17 protein-coding genes are annotated in these 20,874 nt (G+C 49.9%); 16 read left to right on the top strand and 1 reads right to left on the bottom strand.

The genetic code is table 11. From position 1 onward, the window contains the following. Nucleotides 1-88: 88 nt before the first annotated feature. From EKM73_RS00190 to EKM73_RS00180, 3 genes are all read left to right on the top strand, one after another. Nucleotides 89-844: a tRNA1(Val) (adenine(37)-N6)-methyltransferase gene (locus EKM73_RS00190; RefSeq protein ID WP_125700010.1), complete on the top strand. Its 756-nt coding sequence runs from the start codon at nt 89-91 to the stop codon at nt 842-844. Beyond that, nucleotides 831-1,130 (top strand): GIY-YIG nuclease family protein, encoded by a 300-nt coding sequence (locus EKM73_RS00185; protein WP_125700009.1) that lies wholly within the window; start codon nt 831-833, stop codon nt 1,128-1,130. The genes EKM73_RS00190 and EKM73_RS00185 overlap by 14 nt, the downstream gene beginning before the upstream one ends. A gap of 89 nt (nt 1,131-1,219) precedes the next feature. Beyond that, nucleotides 1,220-2,215: a D-2-hydroxyacid dehydrogenase gene (locus EKM73_RS00180; protein WP_125700008.1), complete on the top strand. Its 996-nt coding sequence runs from the start codon at nt 1,220-1,222 to the stop codon at nt 2,213-2,215. A 58-nt stretch (nt 2,216-2,273) separates the two neighbouring features. On the opposite strand, the gene EKM73_RS00175 is transcribed toward EKM73_RS00180, so the two are convergent. Next, nucleotides 2,274-2,996, bottom strand: coding sequence for an HAD family hydrolase (locus tag EKM73_RS00175; protein WP_125700007.1), 723 nt, complete (start codon nt 2,994-2,996; stop codon nt 2,274-2,276). Between the two features lie 966 nt (nt 2,997-3,962). On the opposite strand from EKM73_RS00175, the gene rpsB reads away from it, so the two are divergent. The 13 genes from rpsB to nusA all read left to right on the top strand — a co-directional run bounded on the left by rpsB (nt 3,963) and on the right by nusA (nt 20,864). Beyond that, on the top strand, nt 3,963-4,766 hold the full coding sequence (gene rpsB, locus EKM73_RS00170; protein WP_125700006.1) for a 30S ribosomal protein S2: 804 nt from the start codon (nt 3,963-3,965) through the stop codon (nt 4,764-4,766). A gap of 145 nt (nt 4,767-4,911) precedes the next feature. After that, a complete protein-coding gene (gene tsf, locus EKM73_RS00165; RefSeq protein WP_020088595.1) occupies nt 4,912-5,796 on the top strand; it encodes a translation elongation factor Ts in 885 nt (294 codons plus the stop codon). 145 nt (nt 5,797-5,941) lie between these two features. Beyond that, nucleotides 5,942-6,664 (top strand): UMP kinase, encoded by a 723-nt coding sequence (gene pyrH / locus EKM73_RS00160; protein ID WP_125700005.1) that lies wholly within the window; start codon nt 5,942-5,944, stop codon nt 6,662-6,664. A gap of 2 nt (nt 6,665-6,666) precedes the next feature. Continuing rightward, nucleotides 6,667-7,224 carry a ribosome recycling factor gene (gene frr, locus EKM73_RS00155; RefSeq protein WP_020088593.1) on the top strand — a complete coding sequence of 186 codons (558 nt, stop codon included), beginning with the start codon at nt 6,667-6,669 and terminating at the stop codon, nt 7,222-7,224. Nucleotides 7,225-7,250: 26 nt separating this feature from the next. Further along, nucleotides 7,251-7,673: a hypothetical protein gene (locus EKM73_RS00150; protein WP_125700004.1), complete on the top strand. Its 423-nt coding sequence runs from the start codon at nt 7,251-7,253 to the stop codon at nt 7,671-7,673. Between the two features lie 115 nt (nt 7,674-7,788). Next, entirely contained in the window at nt 7,789-8,586 is a 798-nt protein-coding gene (locus tag EKM73_RS00145) for an isoprenyl transferase (RefSeq protein ID WP_125700003.1), read from the top strand. 21 nt (nt 8,587-8,607) lie between these two features. Next, nucleotides 8,608-9,396, top strand: a complete 789-nt coding sequence (locus EKM73_RS00140; protein ID WP_125700002.1) for a phosphatidate cytidylyltransferase — start codon at nt 8,608-8,610, stop codon at nt 9,394-9,396. A 422-nt stretch (nt 9,397-9,818) separates the two neighbouring features. Further along, complete coding sequence (gene rseP / locus EKM73_RS00130) at nt 9,819-11,096, top strand: RIP metalloprotease RseP (RefSeq protein ID WP_125700001.1); 1,278 nt, start codon at nt 9,819-9,821, stop codon at nt 11,094-11,096. Nucleotides 11,097-11,132: 36 nt separating this feature from the next. Then, nucleotides 11,133-12,845: a proline--tRNA ligase gene (locus EKM73_RS00125; protein WP_125700000.1), complete on the top strand. Its 1,713-nt coding sequence runs from the start codon at nt 11,133-11,135 to the stop codon at nt 12,843-12,845. Nucleotides 12,846-13,587: 742 nt separating this feature from the next. Then, entirely contained in the window at nt 13,588-17,931 is a 4,344-nt protein-coding gene (locus tag EKM73_RS00120; protein ID WP_125699999.1) for a PolC-type DNA polymerase III, read from the top strand. Nucleotides 17,932-18,692: 761 nt separating this feature from the next. Beyond that, entirely contained in the window at nt 18,693-18,968 is a 276-nt protein-coding gene (locus tag EKM73_RS00115; protein ID WP_125699998.1) for a hypothetical protein, read from the top strand. Nucleotides 18,969-19,095: 127 nt separating this feature from the next. After that, a complete protein-coding gene (gene rimP, locus EKM73_RS00110) occupies nt 19,096-19,569 on the top strand; it encodes a ribosome maturation factor RimP (protein WP_125699997.1) in 474 nt (157 codons plus the stop codon). Nucleotides 19,570-19,592: 23 nt separating this feature from the next. Then, a complete protein-coding gene (nusA, locus tag EKM73_RS00105; RefSeq protein WP_125699996.1) occupies nt 19,593-20,864 on the top strand; it encodes a transcription termination factor NusA in 1,272 nt (423 codons plus the stop codon). The last annotated feature ends 10 nt before the right edge of the window (nt 20,865-20,874 follow it).

Here is a 20,874-nt window from a genome sequence, read left to right as displayed (position 1 = left end):
TCTCGCAGCGAATCTAATGAATCTAGTATGCAAAAAAACTGCCGGGGTTGCAAGTAATCTTAACCAAAAATGAAAGAAGGTGGTGGCCGTGACCACTCCAGATTTACAAGCTGGCGAACGAATCGACCAGCTTTATAGCCAAGATATTCAAATTATCCAGAGCCCAGAGGTCTTTGCCTTTTCGTTGGATGCGGTGCTCCTGGCCGACTTTGCCAAGTTGCCGTCCCGCCAATCCAGCCAGACCGTGGACCTGTGTGCCGGCAACGGGGCCGTGGGGCTGTTCATGAGTAGTAAGACCCGAGGAAAAATTGCCGAGGTCGAGATCCAGCCACGACTTGCGGATATGGCGCGGCGTAGCGTGGCGTTGAACGACCTGACGGAACGGGTTACCGTGTATGAAGGTGATTTGGCCCAGGTCAATCAATGGATTCCTAAGGATTCGGTGGACGTGGTGACCTGCAATCCACCGTATTTTGAAGATCTGCCAGATAGTCAGAAGAATCCCAATCAGTATCTGGCAATCGCCCGCCACGAGATCACCACGGATCTGGCCACGGTGGTCCAGACAACCAGCGGCCTGCTGAAAATGAATGGCAAGGCCTATTTCGTCCATCGACCAGACCGCTTGCTCCAGCTCTTGGACTTGATGACGGCCAACCGGTTGGCGCCGAAGCGGATTCGCCTGGTCCATCCCAAGCCAGGTAAGGAAGCCAACATGGTCTTGGTCGAAGCTATCAAGGATGGTAAGCCAGGGGGGTTACGCTTCTTAGACCCCCTGATCGTGTATGACGGGCACGGCGAATATTCTCCAGAAGTGAAGGCGTTACTCTATGGAAACAGCTAAGGAATCAATTGAAGAACCGACAAAAAAATATTACTTTTACGTGCTGCTCTGTGCCGATAATTCTCTGTATGGTGGGTTTACCACCGACGTTGCCAAACGCTTCGCCACTCACGTTGCTGGTAAGGGAGCTAAGTATACAAAGGTCCACCGACCAGTGAAGGTGTTATTCAGCCAATCTTTCGACAACAAGCACGATGCGCTCCACGCTGAGTGGGCCTTCAAACACCAGTCCCGACAACGGAAGTTAACGTTCTTAAAGGCACAGGGAGTTTCCGTCGAAAAGTAGGCGTATTCGTCCTTTAATGATAAGGACTATGGTACACTTGTGGCGGGTAGTAGATGTTATTTTTCAGACAAGCGAAGGAGGAACTTACTGTGAAAATTATTGCTTATGGCATCCGTGACGATGAACGACCTTACTTAGAAGAATGGTCTCAGGACCAGGGTATCGAAGTTAAAGCCGTGAGTGAATTACTTGATGAATCAACGGTTGATTTAGCCAAGGGTTATGACGGGGCAGTGGTTTATCAACAAAAGCCTTACACGGCGACGGTCTTGGATCAATTAGCCGCCGATGGGATCACAAACTTATCTTTGCGAAATGTCGGAGTCGACAACGTCGATGCCGATGCTGTTAAACGCAACGGGTTCAAGGTGACCAACGTGCCGGCATACTCACCAGAAGCCATTGCTGAATTTACCGTATCACAACTGATGCAGTTATTGCGGCGGACACCAACGTTTGCGCGGAAGCAAGCCCATGGTGACTTGCGTTGGGCACCAGACATTGCCGATGAACTGAATTCGATGACCGTCGGGATTGTGGCGACGGGTCGAATCGGTCGGGCCGCTATGAAAATCTATCAAGGGTTTGGTGCTAAGGTCATCGCCTACGATGTCTTCCACAATCCAGAGTTGGAAAAGCAGGGCATCTATGTCGATACTTTAGATGAACTGTACGCTCAAGCCGACGTGATTTCCCTACATGCACCAGCTACCAAGGAAAACAACCACATGCTGAACGATGAAAGTTTTGGCAAGATGAAGGACGGCGTGTGGATCTTGAACCCAGCTCGTGGTGCGCTGATCGATACGGACGCGCTGATTCGGGCCCTCGACAGTGGTAAAGTTGCTGGGGCAGCTTTGGACGTTTATGAAGATGAAGTTGGTATTTTTAACGCCGACTTTGGGAGCTTTGATGCCATTCCAGACGAACGGCTGAAGAATTTGCTGAAACGGGAGAACGTTCTGGTTAGTCCGCACATCGCGTTCTACACCCGGACAGCCGTTAAGAACATGGTCCAATTCGCATTGAACAACAATAAACAATTGATTGAAACGGGTAAGGCGGAAAACGAAGTTGCCTTCTAGACTTACCGGACGAAAAAAGCGTCACGCAATTTGCGCGACGCTTTTATAATGGAAACGTTTAGGCTTCCGAGCAGGCAGCGGTGAGTGCCAGGAGTAAATCCTGTAGCTCGAATGAATCCGTCACCGTTTGGTCCGGAATCCACTGTCCGTCTGGAATCTCTAAGTTACGATGATTAAACCAGAAGGCATGCCAGCCAGCCTGTTTGGCGGCTTTGACATCCATGCTGTAATTATCGCCAACGTAGGCAACTTCACTCGCCCGCAGGTTAAGCTTGCGGTTCATCAACGTGAAGATTTGGGGATCAGGCTTGGCAAAACCAGCTTCCTCCGAGGTGATGATGGCGTCCCTAGTCAACCATCGGTGCATCTGGAGTTGCATGACTTTGGCAAGCTGAGCATCCGTATTGCCATTCGTAATAATCCCCAATTGGTACTGCTCACTGAGTTGATCAAGGGCTGTTTCCAGTCCGGGGAACAACTCGATTTGGCGAAGACCAGTGGTATAGGCGCGTTGAAAATCAAGCGCTGACTGGACATCGACTGCGGGCAACTGTTGGGCTAAAAGCGCGGTGTTGAGCCGCTTAACGGCCATTTCCTGTTGCGACCACCGGCCATCAGCGACTTGGGCATAAGCCTGGTCACTCTGTTGGCGGTAAGTCTGGAAGGTCACATTAAGATCAAAATCTTGCGGCAGATTTAAAATCGGCGCAAGGGCGGCCTCGAAGGGCGCTTTTTGATCATAGAGCGTGTCATCGACATCGAAGACGACCGCTTTAATCATATTCGTTTCCTCCTCAGTTATGCCTAAGAAGTTTACCATACCTGGAAATAAAAGCAACGTAAGGTCTCAGATTGATCCTTGCAAGCGCCTTGCCGGATAGGAAAAATAGGCCGTGACGCTGTGGGCGGACACCCGGGGCCAAAGGGCGGTCTCCAGGCTTGACCTTGAACCTCTGAGAAACGAGTTTCAAAGTCACCAATTGCCTAAGCGGCAGGAATCGCCACTAAGGCAATTCCCACGGCTAGACCTATTTTTCCTATCCTCACGGCTGTTGTAGATGAGCCTGATACCTTGGTGGCATTGATGGCAATCCATTATAACCAGTGGGATGGTGGTCACTTATAGGCATGAGGACGTTCTTGTGGGGGAAGAGTTTAGAAATTGATTTTAGTGCCATTGTCACAGCTGGCGCCACCCCTGGCGGCCTCCGGTTACCAAGCATTTCTGGTCACACTGAGCTTCTTATTTTCAGCAAGTGGTATGTTCTTACGACCAGTTTACAAACCGATTAAGTACCCAGACTTCATTGCAGGCGGAAGAAAAAGGAATATTCAAAACTGCAACAATTATTCGGACTCACAATTGTGCAGAACAGAGAAGATAACGTGGGCTAAACCAATGTCAGCCGTGAGGGAGGAGAAAATCGGCTCAGCCGTGGGACTTACCTTAGCGGCTTGGACCCAAGCCTAAAGACCGCTCTTTGGCTTTAGGCGTCCGCCCACCGCGTCCCGGCCGATTTGCTCTTCCCGGTAAGGCGCTGCCGCCATCGGTGTAGCCCATCGAGGAGGAAATCGCAGGAATTGTTAACTTTTGCTTGTGTTAGCGCCAGTAGTTTTGTATAATTACTTTCGGTGCGTATGCGCCAATTCACACCTCGCGTGATGACCGGAGGGGTGCTCGCTTGCGAGTTCTCTAGTCAATTGATCGTGGGGGAGGAAATCAAAAACTATTTGGAGGCATTTTATCATGGCTGTTATTTCAATGAAACAACTGCTCGAAGCCGGTGTCCACTTTGGTCACCAAACCCGTCGTTGGAACCCAAAGATGAAGCAATACATCTTTACGGAACGTAACGGTATCTACATCATCGACTTACAAAAGACGGTGAAGTTGATTGACGCTGCTTACAACTACATGAAGGACGAAGCTGCTAAAGGCGCCGTTGTTCTGTTTGTTGGGACTAAGAAGCAAGCTCAAGATTCTATCGAAGAAGAAGCTACCCGTGCTGGTCAATACTACGTTAACCACCGTTGGTTAGGTGGGACTTTGACTAACTGGGAAACCATCCAAACTCGGATCAAGCGTCTTAAGTCTTTGAAGAAGATGGCTACTGACGGTACTTTTGATGTTCTTCCTAAGAAGGAAGTTTCCTTACTTAAGAAGTCTCAAGACAAGTTGGAACGGTTCTTAGGCGGTATCGAAGATATGCCTAAGTTGCCTGACGTTATGTTCATCGTTGACCCTCGCAAGGAACAAATCGCTGTTCACGAAGCACAAAAGTTGAACATTCCGATCGTTGCTATGGTTGACACGAACACTGACCCAGACGAAATTGACGTGGTTATCCCATCTAACGATGACGCTATCCGTGCCGTTCGTCTGATCACTTCTAAGATGGCTGACGCTATCGTTGAAGGCCGTCAAGGTGAAGACCAAGTCAACGAAAAGACGTTCGAAGGTAAGAAGTCAGCTGACAAGAAGGGCGACAAGCCTGCTTCTGACAACTCGATGGAAGACATCGTTAACGCCGTTGAAGGCGACAACAAGTAATTAAATGCAAGGTGTCATTCTGACACTTTCCAAATATAAGATTTAAAGCACCTTAGGCTGGCTTAATGTTTAGGACCGATAATGGCCTGAGATTGAGTCAGTCTTTTTTGCTGAATTAGATGAATTCAAAAGGAGGCCATTACACATGGCAAGCAAAATCACTGCAGCACAAGTTAAAGAATTACGGGACAAGACCCAAGTTGGGATGATGGATGCTAAGAAGGCCCTCGTTGCTTCCGAAGGCGACATGGACAAAGCCATCGATTTCCTGCGTGAAAAGGGTATCGCTAAGGCAAAGAAGAAGAGTGGCAACGTTGCTGCTAACGGTTTAGCTCGTGTGAAGGTTAGTGGGAACACCGCTGCCATCATCGAAGTTAACTCTGAAACCGACTTCGTGGCAACTAACGACACGTTCAACGCTTTAGTTGACACTGTTGCTGACACGATTGCCGCACAACAACCAGCTGACTTGGATGCTGCTTTAGCATTGAAGACGACTGATGGCGACACGTTAAACGATGCTATCGTAAAGACCACGCAAATCACCAGTGAAAACGTTCAATTACGTCGTTTCGCTGTTGTTAAGAAGACTGACGGTCAAGTATTCGGTTCATACTTACACCAAGGTGGCCAAATCGCTGCTGTTGTTGTCTTGGAAGGCGCTGACGAAGCCACTGCCAAGGACGTTGCCATGCACGTTGCTGCGATCAACCCAGAATTCGTTTCTAAGGACGACATTCCAGCTGATCGTTTAGCTCACGAACGTGAAGTCTTGAAGCAAGAAGCCTTGAACGAAGGCAAGCCTGAAAAGATCGTTGAAAAGATGGTCGAAGGCCGTCTGCACAAGTTCTTATCCGAAATCAGCTTAGCTGACCAACCATTCGTTAAGGATGGCGACCAAACTGTCAGCCAATTTGTTGCCAGCAAGGGTGGCAAGTTAGTTAACTTTGTTCGTTACGAAGTTGGCGAAGGTATCGAAAAGCCTAAGAGTGACTTGGCCAAGGAAGTTAACGACCAAATCAACGGCTAATTTCAGTAAAAAAGCGTAGATTCCGGTTGGAGGCTACGCTTTTTTCATATATTTTTAGCGAAATGTGGTAATTCGTAACCCCTGACTATCACTAGCCCGGGGAATATGATAGAATTATTGTCAGAATACAATAGGAGGAAACACAATGGCGGACGTAAAGTATAAACGGATTATGCTAAAACTGAGTGGCGAGGCCTTGGCCGGCGACAAGGGTTTTGGGATTAATCCGCCTGTGATTAAAACCGTAGCGGAAGAGGTTAAGAGTGTCTATAATTTGGGCATTCAAATCGCTATTGTGGTTGGTGGCGGTAACATGTGGCGTGGTGTCTCTGGTGAGCAAATGGGCATGGAACGCGCCCAAGCCGACTACATCGGCATGCTGGCGACCATCATGAACGCGTTAGCCTTACAAGACAACCTAGAGTCGATTGGCGTCCCAACGCGGGTTCAAACTTCTATTGAGATGCGGCAGATTGCCGAGCCGTACATTCGGCGTAAGGCCATCCGGCACTTGGAGAAGGAACGCGTTGTTATCTTTGCTGGGGGTACGGGGAGTCCGTACTTCTCCACGGATACGACGGCTGCTTTACGGGCGGCGGAAATCAACGCTGATGCTATCTTAATGGCAAAGAACGGGGTCGATGGAATCTACTCCGCCGATCCTAACAAGGATCCAGATGCCGTTAAGTTTGACCAATTAACGCAATTGGACATCATCAACAAGGGCCTGCACGTCATGGATACGACGGCTAGTTCACTTTCGATGGATAATGACATCCCATTTGTCGTGTTCAACCTCAATGAGACTGGTAACATTCGCAAGGTCGTTGAAGGCGAGAATATCGGGACTACAGTTAGGGGAAAATAGATATGGCAGATCAGATTATTACAGATGCACAGAGTCGGATGAAAAAGGCCGAAGAAGCTTTGAAACGGGAACTCGGGACGATTCGTGCCGGCCGTGCCAATGCTAGCATTTTGAACCGGGTCACTGTGGATTATTACGGTGCTCAAACACCATTGAACCAAGTGGCCTCCATCACCATTCCTGAACCACGGGTACTGATGGTGACGCCTTATGACAAGTCCGCCCTCGAAGATATCGAAAAGGGTATCTTGGAATCTGACGTGGGAATCACGCCAGCTAACGATGGGACTGCACTGCGGTTAGTGATTCCACAACTGACCGAAGAACGCCGTAAGGAAATTGCCAAGCAAGTTAAGGCTACCGCTGAACAAGGCAAGGTCGCTGTCCGGAACGTCCGGCGCGATGCTATGGACAGCGTTAAGAAGGGCCACAAGAATGGCGACTACACCGATGATGACTTACACAACTTGGAGGACCAAGTCCAAAAAGCAACGGATAAGGCCATCAAGGGTGTTGACGCAATTGCGGCAGACAAAGAAAAAGAAGTCTTAACGGACTAATCCAATTGAGTAAGGAGCGTTTAAGAATGGCAGAAGATAACCAAAATAACCAAGATAACGTTGAAATTACCCCTGGTACTGAGCAATTTGGGAAGATGGTTTTCCGTCTGAACAACCCAGTTAACGCTGAAAATATTTCCGTGTTGAACTACAACGGGGCAGAATTGGAACAGATTCAGGATGGCGTTTATGCACAACCTGCATACGTTAGTGACGATTTCAACTTATTCTTCGTCGTTACCCAATTAATTGGGGACGACTGGATCGTGGCGTTCTCTAAGGCTACTATCGAGAATGGTAACGAAATTACTGATCTCTCAGATCCACTGCCAACTGGTGAAGGCTTGAACCTCTTGGGCCAAACGAGTGCTGACGATGCCAACAATCTTCTGAGCTACTTCGGAACGTTGGTTGACGCTAAACGCGGTGAATGGCGGTTAATCGAGTAATTCCGGTCAAAAGCTAAAGATTTGCTCAATTTGGGGGCCGGGATAGTTTCCCGGCCCTTTTTTTGTTATGATGAGAGGTTGTAGAGATGAACCTAGAAAACAACGGAGGTGCGCAGTGTTTTCATTTTTAAATAAAGATCAAGCCACGGGCGAGGTCACGGAGCGCCAGTTGGACGAGCAAAATATTCCCGCCCATATCGCGATTATCATGGATGGCAATGGACGGTGGGCCCAGCAGCGGCATTTACCCCGCATTGCTGGTCACAAGCAGGGGATGAATACGGTGAAGACGGTTGCCAAGGCAGCCAGCCACTTAGGCGTTAAGGTGCTCACCCTGTATGCTTTCTCCACGGAGAATTGGAAGCGGCCATCTACTGAGGTCAACTACCTCATGAAGTTGCCGGTCGACTTCTTTGGGACGTTTGTCCCCGATTTGGTTAAGAACAATATTCGGGTGAAGGTCATGGGTTACACTGACCAATTACCAGCCGCCACCCAAAAAGCGGTTCGTGACGCAATTGCAGATACAGCAGACTGTACCGGTATGGTGTTGAACTTCGCGTTGAACTATGGTGGCCGGGCCGAACTGGTCACGGCAACGCAACGGCTGGCTGCTCAGGTGCAGGCCGGTCAATTGGCGCCAGCAGACATTACCGCGGACATGCTTGGCCAGCAGTTGATGACCGGAGACTTGGCCGAGTTAGCCGATCCCGATCTGTTAATTCGGACCAGTGGCGAAGAACGGCTGTCGAATTTCATGCTCTGGCAGGTCGCGTACAGCGAGTTTGTCTTCATGCAAGAACATTGGCCGGACTTCGATCAAGCAACGCTAGAACAAGCTATTTACACGTATCAGCAGCGTCATCGGCGCTTTGGTGGGCTTAATCCTGCGACTGATACAACCAAAAATTGAGAACATTGAGGAGTTTGTAATATGAAACAACGGGTTATAACGGCTGTCGTTGCCCTGATTATCTTTATCCCCATTATTGTTGAAGGGGGTATCTGGGTCGACATCGCCGCCTTTGCACTGGGCCTGGTGGCCTTGTCAGAAGTTTTAATTATGCGGAAGAAATTATTAGTGAGTCCTGAAGCCTTTATCTCGGGTATCGGGATCTTACTGGTCATTGCACCGCAGGGTTGGTGGGCAGATCTGCCTCATTTCCTGGATTCTTGGTACATCGTTTATTTGTTTGTCCTGCTCTTATTATTGCGGACGGTGGTCTCCAAGAACCGTTTCTCATTTGATGATGCCGGGATGATTACCCTGAGTATGCTGTATATCGGGATTGGGTTTCACTTCTTCATTGCAGCACGGGCTGTTAGTCTCGTGGCTTTATTGTATGCGTTGTTTATCGTGTGGACCACGGATTCCGGCGCCTACATGATTGGTCGAAAGATTGGAAAACACAAGCTGGCACCGCACATCAGTCCCAACAAGACTTGGGAAGGGTCCATCGGGGGCTCACTGGTGGCTACAATTGTCGGCAGTGTCTTCTGGTACTTCTTCCCAATTGGGCACTACAGTCTAATTGTCATGATCATCTTGACGCTGATCTTCTCCGTTGTGGGTCAGTTCGGTGACTTGGTTGAATCTGCCCTCAAACGTTATTACGGCGTCAAAGATTCCGGGAAGATTTTGCCGGGGCACGGTGGCATCTTGGACCGGTTTGATAGCTTACTGTTAGTTCTGCCAGTCATTCATTTGTTTGGCCTGATTTAAGCGTTAATAACTGATAAATTCATACTATCCTTAACTATTGCAGAGTTGGGTAGATTGATTACCGCTTAGCTAAGTCTGACTAAGCTATGACTTATGGTTCAAAGTTAGCTTAGCCGGAGGAGGACAGGGGTGGCACCAGCCGTGATAGTGATGTTAGATCAGGTGGTCGGTTCTTCCCGACCTTACATCACGGGGCGTGTTTGGAAACTCACGGGTTTAAGTGAGGTTTCAAACCGAGCTGGAAGCCCACGTCTCTCGGGCAGCAGGCGTTCCCCACAGCGGCAGAACCCCTGGCAGCCGTAGGCGATGATTTTTAACCTTTAGTTTTGCTGTTCGCTTGCGCCCTTTGGGGTGGTTAAGGTATGCTATACAGCAGTTAAAAAAACGTAGGATCAAGTCGAACAGTAGAAGGGACGACAGCTGTGATTACAACGATTATTACCTTTATTATCGTCTTTGGGATTCTGGTCATAGTCCACGAGTTTGGGCATTTTTACTTTGCCAAGCGTGGTGGTATCTTGGTTCGAGAATTCTCTATCGGGATGGGCCCCAAGCTGTTTTACCGGCGTGGGAAGGACGGCACGACTTATACGCTCCGTCTGTTGCCTGTCGGGGGATACGTCCGCATGGCGGGCGCCGAAGACGACGAGGATGAGATTAAGCCCGGGACGCCGGTCAGCCTGTATCTAGGTAAGGATGACCAGGTCGAACGGATCAATGCTAGCAAGAAATCGACGTTATTTAACGGAATTCCGGTTGAAATCACTGGCTCCGATCTGGAGGATGAACTCTGGATCGAGGGTTATGAGAATGGTGATGAGTCCGAGGTCAAGCGTTACCCGGTTGCGCACAATGCGACCATTATTGAGACTGATGGGACCGAACTGCAGATTGCGCCTAAGGATGTGCAATTTCAAGCGGCTTCGTTAGGCCGGCGTCTCATGACCAACTTCGCGGGGCCGATGAACAATATCATCTTGGCCATCGTGACGTTCATGTTGATGTCGTTCGTGCAAGGTGGGGTCGCCATGGGGACCAATCAGGTTCAAGTGGCGAGTGCACCGGTATCCATTGCCAAGAAGGCTGGCATTCAGAATAACGACAAGATCTTGTCGGTGAATGGCCAAAAGACCAAGGACTGGACAGCGTTGAGTACGGCTATCCAGCCGCGCGCCAACAAGGCCACCAAGGTTGTCATTCAACGTGGTAACACCAAGAAGACATTGACGTTGACGCCTAAGGGCGAGCAATCCAATGGTAAGACGGTCGGGATGATCGGGATTACCCAGGCGCAGAACAAGCACATCGGGCCCATTCTGGCTTCCGGGTTCACGCAGACCTGGACCATGACCAAGGCACTCTTCGGGGCGCTTTGGAATATGGTTTCCGGTCACTTTAGTCTAAACGATTTGGGTGGGCCAGTTGCTATCTTTGCGACGACCTCTCAAGCTACTAAATTTGGATTGGTCGGCGTGCTTAACTTCCTGGCTTTCCTGTCGATCAACTTGGCAATTGTCAATTTAATACCAATTCCAGCCTTAGATGGTGGTAAAATATTATTGAACTTTATTGAAGCTATCCGGCGCAAGCCCCTTTCTGAAAATGTGGAAGCGGGAATTACGCTGGTCGGTGTCGGTTTCTTAGTCATCTTGATGTTACTGGTGACCTGGAACGACATCGAACGCTACTTTATTCACTAGCAAAATAGGGATGTAACGAGAAGGGAATATTTGACTATGAAACAATCGAAATTACTCATTCCAACTTTGAAAGAGGTGCCGAATGACGCTGAGGCCCTGAGCCATCAAATGATGTTGCGGGCCGGCTACATTCGCCAAGTGACTGCAGGGGTATACGCCTACTTGCCACTGGCCTACCGGGTCTTAGAAAATATCGAAAAGATCATCCGTGAGGAAATGGAAAAGATTGACGCGGTTGAAACCTTGATGCCAGCCATCTTACCTGCCTCACTGTGGGAAGAATCCGGCCGTTACGAAACGTATGGTCCAAACTTATTCAAGCTGAAGAACCGTCATGACAGTGACTTTATTCTGGGGCCAACCCATGAAGAAACGTTTACGATGCTGGTTCGCGACGCGGTTAAGTCCTACAAGCGGTTGCCATTAGTGATGTACCAAATCCAACCGAAGTACCGGGATGAAGATCGTCCCCGTTATGGGTTGTTGCGTGGCCGTGAATTTATCATGGAGGATGGGTATTCCTTTACCATCAACGATGAAGATCTCGACCGGATTTACTCACAAATGGAACACGCCTATGAAAATATTTTTGACCGCGTTGGCTTGAACTACCGGGCTATCGTTGGTGACGGTGGTGCCATGGGTGGTAAGGATTCCAAGGAATTCTCCGCTATTGCGCCAGTGGGTGAAGACACGATTGTTTACTCCGACTCTTCTGACTACGCGGCTAACCTAGAAATGGCACGGAGCCTCTTCATTAGCAAGAAGTCCCACGCCCAACCGGAAGAAATGGAAAAGATTGCGACGCCAGGGGCCAAGACAATTGATGAAGTTGCCGAATTCTTGGATGTTAAGCCATCCACATTGGTCAAGAGCATGCTCTACGTGGCCAACAAGGAACAACCTGTGATGGTACTGGTTCGTGGCGATCATGAAGTTAATGAAACCAAGCTGAAAAACTACTTGGACGCTGACTTCTTAGATCCCGCAACGCCAGATCAAGCCAAGCAGTTCCTGGGGGCCAACTTTGGTTCCCTGGGTCCTGTAGGTGTGGGGGAAGATGTTAAAATCTTGGCCGACCAATACGTGGGCGACATGGTCAACGTGACCGTGGGTGCCGATGAAGATGGTCATCATTACATCAACGCCAACGCTGGTCGTGACTTCCGGGTCGATGCCTATGCTGACTTCCGTGAAGTGCAACCGGGCGATCTGTCACCAGATGGTGCCGGTGTGCTGAAGTTCACCAAGGGAATTGAAATTGGTCACATCTTCAAGCTGGGGACGCGTTACTCCGATGCTTTGGGCGCGACTGTTCTGGACGAGGGCGGTCGTCAAAAGCCCGTTGTCATGGGGTCTTACGGTATCGGTGTGAGTCGGTTGCTGTCAGCCATTGCCGAACAACAAGCCGACGAAAATGGTCTGGTATGGCCACGGAACATTGCGCCATTTGACATTCACTTGGTCCCCGTCAACCTGAAGAAGGAAGACCAAGCCAACCTGACCGCTGAACTGGAAGAACAGTTAACGGCTAAGGGCTACCGTGTGCTGACTGATGACCGGAAGGAACGTCCCGGTGTGAAGTTTGCTGATTCTGATTTGATGGGGATTCCGGTTCGCATCACGATCGGTAAGAAGGCCGGCGAAGGTATCGTTGAAATCAAGATCAGAAAGACTGGTGAAACGGTCGAAGTTATTAAGGATGAAGTCGCAAGTACTGTGGAAATCCTCTTTAAAGACATCGACTAGCTTACCGAAAGACCAGCTAGCGGCTGGTCTTTTTAGTCTTTTGACTAACCGGTTAAAGTTAGGTTGGGGCTGTTCGCCTGTGGCTGTCAGGAGCTGCGCCTGCTGTGGGGACCGGTGAAATCCTGAGAAGCGGTATTTCACCTCGACTTGAAACCTCGCTGAAGTGCGCGAGTTTCCAAGCTCGTCCCATGCCGTAAGAACGGGGAGAACCAAGCGCCCGTCCTAACGCCATCGACACGGCCGGCTACGCTCCTGACAGCCTGCGGCTAAGATGGGTCGTTGCCTTAAACTGTTAGTGGTCGATGCAAGACCAGCAGTTAGCTGATACTTTGCTGATGGCTGGTATGGAGCTTAAATTCAGCCAAGTTTTGGAAGGCAGATTTAATTCGATACTTTCAAACCAGTCAAAAGGTTGACCACTATTTCAAATGATAAAATGAGCTTTGATATTGAGTTAATGTCATGGTTAAGAGCAAGCCTAGCCGGAGGAGGTCAGGGATGGAGCCAGCCGTGTCGATGGTCTTGGCTGACGTCTTTTGTCAGCCTAGTCCATGGGACGAACTTGGAGACGCGTGGTTTTTACGCGGCTTCAAGTCGAGCCGGAAGCCCGTTCTTGGGCTGAAGGCGGCCCCACAGCAGGTGTAATCCCTGGCAACCGCAGGCGAAAGTTTCTCGCAACCATCAGTAACCAATGAAAAATAGAGATAAGAAGAGATTCAGACAGTGTGAAAGGAGTTCGCTTGTGGACGAAGATCGCCATGCATTATTTGAAAAATTATTACAACAACTAGATTTGTCCGGTGCGGCCAACCAGCCGTACTACCAAACGGCCACGATCGACCGGTTGACCGTTCACGAACAGTCACGGCGCTGGCACTTTTTCCTTAAAATGCCCAGTATTTTACCGCTGACAGCCTTTGTGGAATTTCACAATCACCTTCAGATTGCTTTTCGAGAGATTGCGACGGTGGAGGCTAGTATCGAAGTCGATCAGCCCGAACTGACCAACCGCCTCGTGGGTGATTACTGGGAATGGGTCGTGAAGAACAGTGGCCTGACCAGTAATCTAGTTCAGGAACTCTGCCAATCCCAGGTCCCACAACTCGATCCGGACGGCCGGGTTCTGTTATACGCTCAAAATGAAGTCGTGAAAAACTTCTTGGCCAACCAGGCGTTGGGGCCAATCGAGGATACTTACCGTCAGGCTGGTTTTCCGAAGTTTAACATCCACGTGATGGTCGACGAGTCCAAGTCACAGGCCAAGATCGACGAGTTCAAGGCACGACAGGAAAAGACCGACGCTCAGTTAGCCCAGCAGGCAGCGGTGGCGATTGAAAAGGCTAACCAGAAGCGTGCCAGTCAAAGCAATGGCGACGTTCAAGCTGCCAGTGGTCCCACCCAGATTGGGAAGGCCATCAAGGGCGATCAGCCAACGATGCGCATGGTCGATATCACCCAGGAAGAGCGATCCGTCATTGTTGAAGGATACATTTTCGACAAGGAAGTTCGGAAATTACGTTCCGGTCGGCAACTGCTGACCATCAAGATTACCGACTATACATCTTCTATCGTCGTGAAGAAGTTCTCGCGCGGTGCTGAAGACGAAGCCCAATTTGCCGGGGTTGAAGAGGGAAGCTGGGTCAAGGTTCGTGGGAGCGTCCAAGAAGACAGCTTCATGCGTGACCTGGCCCTGAACGCCTACGATATCAATGAAGTTAAGCATGCCAGTCGGCAAGACACGGCACCTGCCGACGAAAAACGAGTCGAATTACACCTGCACACCACGATGAGTCAGATGGACGCTACCAATCCAATCGGGGATTACGTCAGTCAGGCGAAAAAGTGGGGGATGCCGGCGCTGGCCATCACCGATCACTCTGACCTTCAAGGATTCCCTGCGGCGTTTAACGCGGGGGCCAAGGCGGGTATTAAGATGCTCTATGGGGTCGAAGCGAATCTCGTGGATGACGGGGTGCCTATCGGTTATAACAGTGAACACGTGCCATTAGACGGCGCCACTTACGTCGTCTTTGACGTGGAAACCACCGGGTTGTCTGCCATCTATGACAAGGTGATTGAACTATCTGCCGTCAAGATGGAACACAAGAACGTGATTGCTCAGTTCGAAGAGTTCATCGATCCCGGGTTCCCATTGTCCGAGCAGACGACGAACCTGACCAGTATCACCGATGATATGGTGGCGGGGTCCAAGTCCGAGGAAGAAGTCTTCAAACTGTTCCGCGAATTCTGTGGCGATGCAATCATCGTTGGGCATAACGTGACCTTCGATGTGGGGTTCATGAACACTGGCTACAAGCATCACGGCATGTCAGAGATCAGCAATCCAATCATCGATACCTTGACGTTGGCGCGTTTCCTGTACCCAACGCTGAAGAGTTACCGGTTGAACACGCTGGCTAAACGGTTCCACGTCAGCCTGGAGCACCATCACCGGGCCGTCTACGATGCCGAGTCCACGGGTCACTTGAACTACCTGTTCTTGAAGGACGCAGAGGACCGCTATGACATTCAGTATCACGATCAGCTCAACGATCACATGACCGATAACGATGCGTATAAACACGCGCGACCGAGCCATGCCATCCTGATTGCGAAGACCCAGGCCGGGTTGAAGAATATGTTCAAATTAGTCTCAGCGTCCAACGTGGATTACTTCTACCGGGTGCCACGAGTACCACGGAGCGTGCTCGACCACTATCGCGAGGGGATTATCGTCGGGTCGGCCTGTTCATCCGGTGAAGTTTTCACCGCGATGATGCAAAAGGGTCAGGTCGAAGCTGCGGCGAAGGCCAAATACTACGACTACCTCGAAGTTCAACCTAAGGCGGCCTATCAACCGTTGATTGACTCGGGCCTGATTGCTGACGAATCCAATTTGGAAGAAATCGTGGGTAACATGGTGCAACTCGGTCACGACCTGAACAAGCCGGTCGTCGCTACCGGGGATGTGCACTATTTGAACCCCGAGGACTATATTTACCGTAAAATTTTAATTCATTCCCAAGGTGGGGCCAACCCACTCAACCGTCAGGAGTTACCCGATGCGCACTTCATGACGACCAACGAAATGCTGGACGACTTTGCCTATCTTGGTGAAGACACGGCCAAGGAAATCGTGGTCACCAATACGCAGAAGATTGCGAACGACGTTGATGAGGTTCACCCGTTAAAGGACAAGCTGTACACACCACGGATGGAAGGGGCCGAAGACGAAATTCGTCAACGGACCATGGACACTGCACACGCGTGGTACGGTAATCCGCTACCGGAACTAGTCCAACACCGAGTTGACCGAGAGCTGAAATCGATCATTGGGAACGGGTTCTCCGTAATTTACTTGATTGCCCAACGGCTGGTAGCCAAGTCCAATAAGGACGGGTACTTAGTTGGGTCCCGGGGGTCCGTTGGGTCCAGTGTGGTCGCGACGTTTACTGGGATTACCGAAGTGAACCCGCTGCCGCCACATTACCGTTGCCCAAACTGTCAGTATTCCAAGTTCTACACCAAGGGTGAGTACAGTTCCGGCTATGATTTACCGGAAAAGAATTGCCCAAAGTGTGGTACCTTGATGATCGGTGACGGTCATAACATTCCGTTCGAAACTTTCTTAGGATTCAAGGGAAACAAGGTCCCCGATATTGATTTGAACTTCTCTGGGGACTACCAACCAATCGCCCATAACTACACCAAGGTGTTGTTCGGCGAGAAGAATGTGTATCGGGCCGGAACGATTGGGACGGTTGCCGACAAGACGGCTTACGGGTACGTGAAGGCCTACGAACGGGATACGGAGCAGACCTTTAGAGGTGCCGAGATTGATCGTTTGGCTAAGGGTGCCACCGGGGTCAAACGGACCACTGGGCAACATCCAGCCGGGATTATCGTTGTGCCGGACTACATGGATATTTACGACTTTACGCCGATCCAGTACCCAGCCGATGATCAAAACGCTGCTTGGCAAACGACCCACTTTGATTTCCATTCGATTCACGATAACATTTTGAAGATCGATATTCTGGGACATGATGATCCAACCATGATCCGGACGTTACAAGATTTGTCCGGGGTTGACCCGCAGACCATTCCAATGGACGATCCGGGTGTCATGGCACTGTTCTCCGGAACAGATTCACTGGGCGTCACGCCGGAACAGATTCAGTCCAAGACCGGGACGCTGGGTGTGCCCGAATTTGGGACGCGCTTTGTCCGGGGGATGCTGGAAGAAACACATCCGAAGAACTACTCACAACTGCTTCAAATTTCCGGCCTGTCTCACGGGACCGATGTGTGGTTGGGGAACGCCGAAGAGTTGATCAAGGCCGGAACCGCCACCATCGCCAACGTGATTGGGTGTCGTGATAACATCATGACCGACTTGATCAACTTCGGCCTCGATTCCGAAACGTCCTTCCAAGTCATGGAACACGTGCGGAAGGGCCGGGGAATCCCGGACGAATGGCAGGAAAAGATGAAGGCAACGGACTGTCCCGACTGGTACATTGATTCTTGTTTGAAGATCAAGTACATGTTCCCACGGGCCCATGCCGCTGCCTACGTGCTGATGGCATTGCGGGTGGCTTACTTCAAGGTCTACTTCCCAATCATCTACTATTCAGCGTACTTCTCCGTACGGGCTGACGACTTCGATGTCGTGGCCATGTCACAGGGAAAATCCGCGGTCAAGGCGGCCATGAAGGCCATCAATGACCAGGGGATGGACGCTTCCACCAAGGATAAGAACCTCTTGACGGTGCTCGAACTCGCCAACGAGATGTTGGAACGGGGCTACGAATTCAAGATGATCGACCTCGAAAAGTCCGATGCTGCGGAATGGATCATCGACGGTAACACGTTGATCGCACCATTCAAGGCGGCTCCTGGACTGGGGTTGAACGTGGCCAAGCAGATTGTGGCAGCCCGGAACGACCGGCCGTTTATTTCCAAGGAAGACCTCGCTAAGCGGGGGAAGGTCTCGAAGACCTTGATCGACTTCATGACGGAAAACGGTGTGCTCGCTGGGTTACCAGACGAGAACCAACTCAGCCTATTCGATGACATGATGTAACCTGCAACTATTGGGCACTGATTGTGCCTCCGGGCCGGTGAAAATCGGGCCGTGACGCTGAGGGCGGACGTCCAGAGCCGAGAAGCGGTCTCTGGACTTGCTTTGAACCTCTGAAAACCGAGTTTCAAAGGCACCAATTCTCTAAGCGGCATAGCCGCCAAGAGAATTCCCACAGCTGAGCCCATTTTCACCGGCCCTGCGGCTGGAATTGCGGTAGCTCAAGGTTGATGGTGACATCAAGAGTGGTCATTTAGCTGATTGGCGATGCTAAGAAGCGTGCTTTGTTAGGAAATGTTAAAAATATGAGGTCCATCACTTTAGTTAAATGGCTAGGTGATGGACCTTTTTGTAATTTGTACCCGTGTTCAGTGGAAAGGTCCCCTTACTTATTACTAATGTAATTTTGGAGGAATTTGTCTCATTCTTTTGGTAATTAATTGAAATTTCGTTTTAGTCATGAATTTGTTGTGGGGAGTGAGACTGCTGAGTGTTTTTCGGGAGGACGTTAGTAAACAGAAACTAGTCTAGCCAGAGGAAGACACGCTTAGAGCTTCAAAATTGTAGAATCCCTGGCAGCCGCAGACGTTGGTTTCACAACTAACCTGCCTAATTAGGAACTCCGGTGAACGAACGCCACGCAAAACCCGCGTTTATCAGGATTAATAACGTGGTAAGCGCTTACAAAAACGCTAAATTATGGTACAATAATGGTGAGGAATCAGTGAACCATTACTAAACTTTAACGAAAGCGGGTGTTCACCATGCTACAGCGGTTTGCACGATTACCAGACGGTTGGATGTTTCTGGCAGGCTATTGTTTGATTGGTTTAGGTTATGTGTTGTTTGGCTTGGTATCAACTGTCGCGGCGGTGCCATTCTTGGCAGTCGTCATTGGTTATTTCCTGATTGCGTTTATTCTGACCATAGTCAAAGCAATCAGCTTGAAGGAAATGGCATTGAATCGGTTAAACTTATTGGTTTTTGAATTCATTACGATTGCGGGATTCATTTTGCTCCTGTTCACCTGCGAACAGTAGATGGCACAATGGTTGCAATCCCGCGTGAACTGTAGTAAAGTAAGCTTTGTAGTTAAACTCGTTTTTTAAATGAGTGAGCAGTCCATGCTCACTCTTTTTAATGGAAAAATGTAGGAGGCGGAATTCTTTGAGTACAGTCGTTGAGACCGTGACGGACCTGGCCCGGCCAATCGTGGCGCAACATCAGTTTGAATTAGTAGACGTTGAATTTGTCAAGGAAGGTAAAGGCTGGTACCTGCGGGTCTACATTGACAAGCCCGGTGGTATTAACATTGAAGAATGTGCGATGGTGAGTGATGAGCTGTCCGAACAACTGGACGCGATCGATCCAGATCCCATTCCCCAAGCCTACTTCCTCGAAGTTTCTTCACCTGGTGCAGAACGCCCATTGAAGAAGCCGGAAGATTTTGAACGGGCCGTGGGAGATTACATCCACGTTTCCCTATACCAAAAGATTGGTCAAAGTAAAGTTTACGAAGGCACGTTGGAAGAGTTACGTGACGATGCTTTGGACTTAACCGTTAATTTAAAGGGACGCATCAAGACGTTGACCATTCCACGCGATGCGATTGCCCAAGCCCGGTTAGCCATCAAGTTCTAACTAAATAAGGAGCGAAACACAACATGAGTAAAGAATTATTAGGTGCCCTTGACGTCCTTGAGACGGAGAAGGGTATCCAGAAATCAGTCGTTATCGACGCCTTGGAAGCAGCCCTAGTTTCTGCTTACAAGCGCAATTACGACCAAGCCCAAAACGTTGAAGTGCAATTCGACCAAAAGAAGGGTGACATTCACGTCTTTGCCGTGAAGAAGGTCGTTGACCAAGTCTATGATTCACGCTTGGAAGTTGGCTTAGATGACGCTTTAGCCATCAGCAAGGGCTACGAAATTGGTGATGACATCAAGTTCGAAGTGACCCCTAAGAACTTTGGCCGGATCGCCGCTCAAACCGCTAAGCAAGTTATCTTGCAACGGGTTCGTGAAGCCGAACGGAACATCATCTACGATCAATACAGCCAGTATGAGAATGAAATCATCACCGGTGAAGTTGAACGCCAAGATTCCCGTTTCGTTTACGTGAGCTTAGGTAAGGTCGAAGCCGTTATGGGCCACCAAGACCAGATGCCTAACGAAACGTATCGGATTCATGACCGGATCAAGGTCTACGTGACGCGGGTGGAAAATGCCACGAAGGGTCCTCAGGTCTTTGTTAGCCGGACGAACGCTGACTTGTTGAAGCGTCTGTTCGAACAAGAAGTTCCTGAAATCTTTGATGGCACCGTTGAAATCATGGCTATCGCGCGTGAAGCCGGTGACCGGGCCAAGGTGGCTGTTCGTTCGAACAACCCCGACATTGATCCCGTGGGGACTAGTGTTGGTCCTCGTGGGCAACGGGTTCAAACCATCGTCAATGAACTTGGCGGTGAAAACATGGATATCGTGGAATGGACGGATGACGAAGCGAAGTTTATCGCCAACGCCCTGAACCCTGCCGAAGTTCTGGATGTCATCTTTGATCCAAACAACGAACGGGCTTGTCAAGTCATCGTGCCAGACTATCAACTGTCCTTGGCCATCGGTAAGCGGGGTCAAAATGCCCGGTTAGCCGCTAAGTTGACCGGTTACAAGATCGATATTAAATCAGAATCCGAAGCATCTGCTATAATGGAAGCTGATCAGACTGCTGATGCACAACCAGCAGCTGACGATGATGCGCCCATTGCCACTGACGACACCGCAGCAGATACGTCTGTTGACGACGCCCCAGTGACGGAAGACGCACCAGTTAGCGATGAAGTCGCTGACGACGCGACCGATGTAGCTGCTAACGATGATGACGCCACAGATTCAGCAGCTAGCGAGTCAACTACTGACGATTCTTCGTCAGCTGAATAGCACCCATCTA

The organism is Levilactobacillus fuyuanensis (assembly GCF_003946395.1).
GTDB lineage: Bacteria > Bacillota > Bacilli > Lactobacillales > Lactobacillaceae > Levilactobacillus > Levilactobacillus fuyuanensis.
Note: the sequence above shows the minus strand (reverse complement) of the source record. Positions and strands in the feature narration are given on the sequence as shown.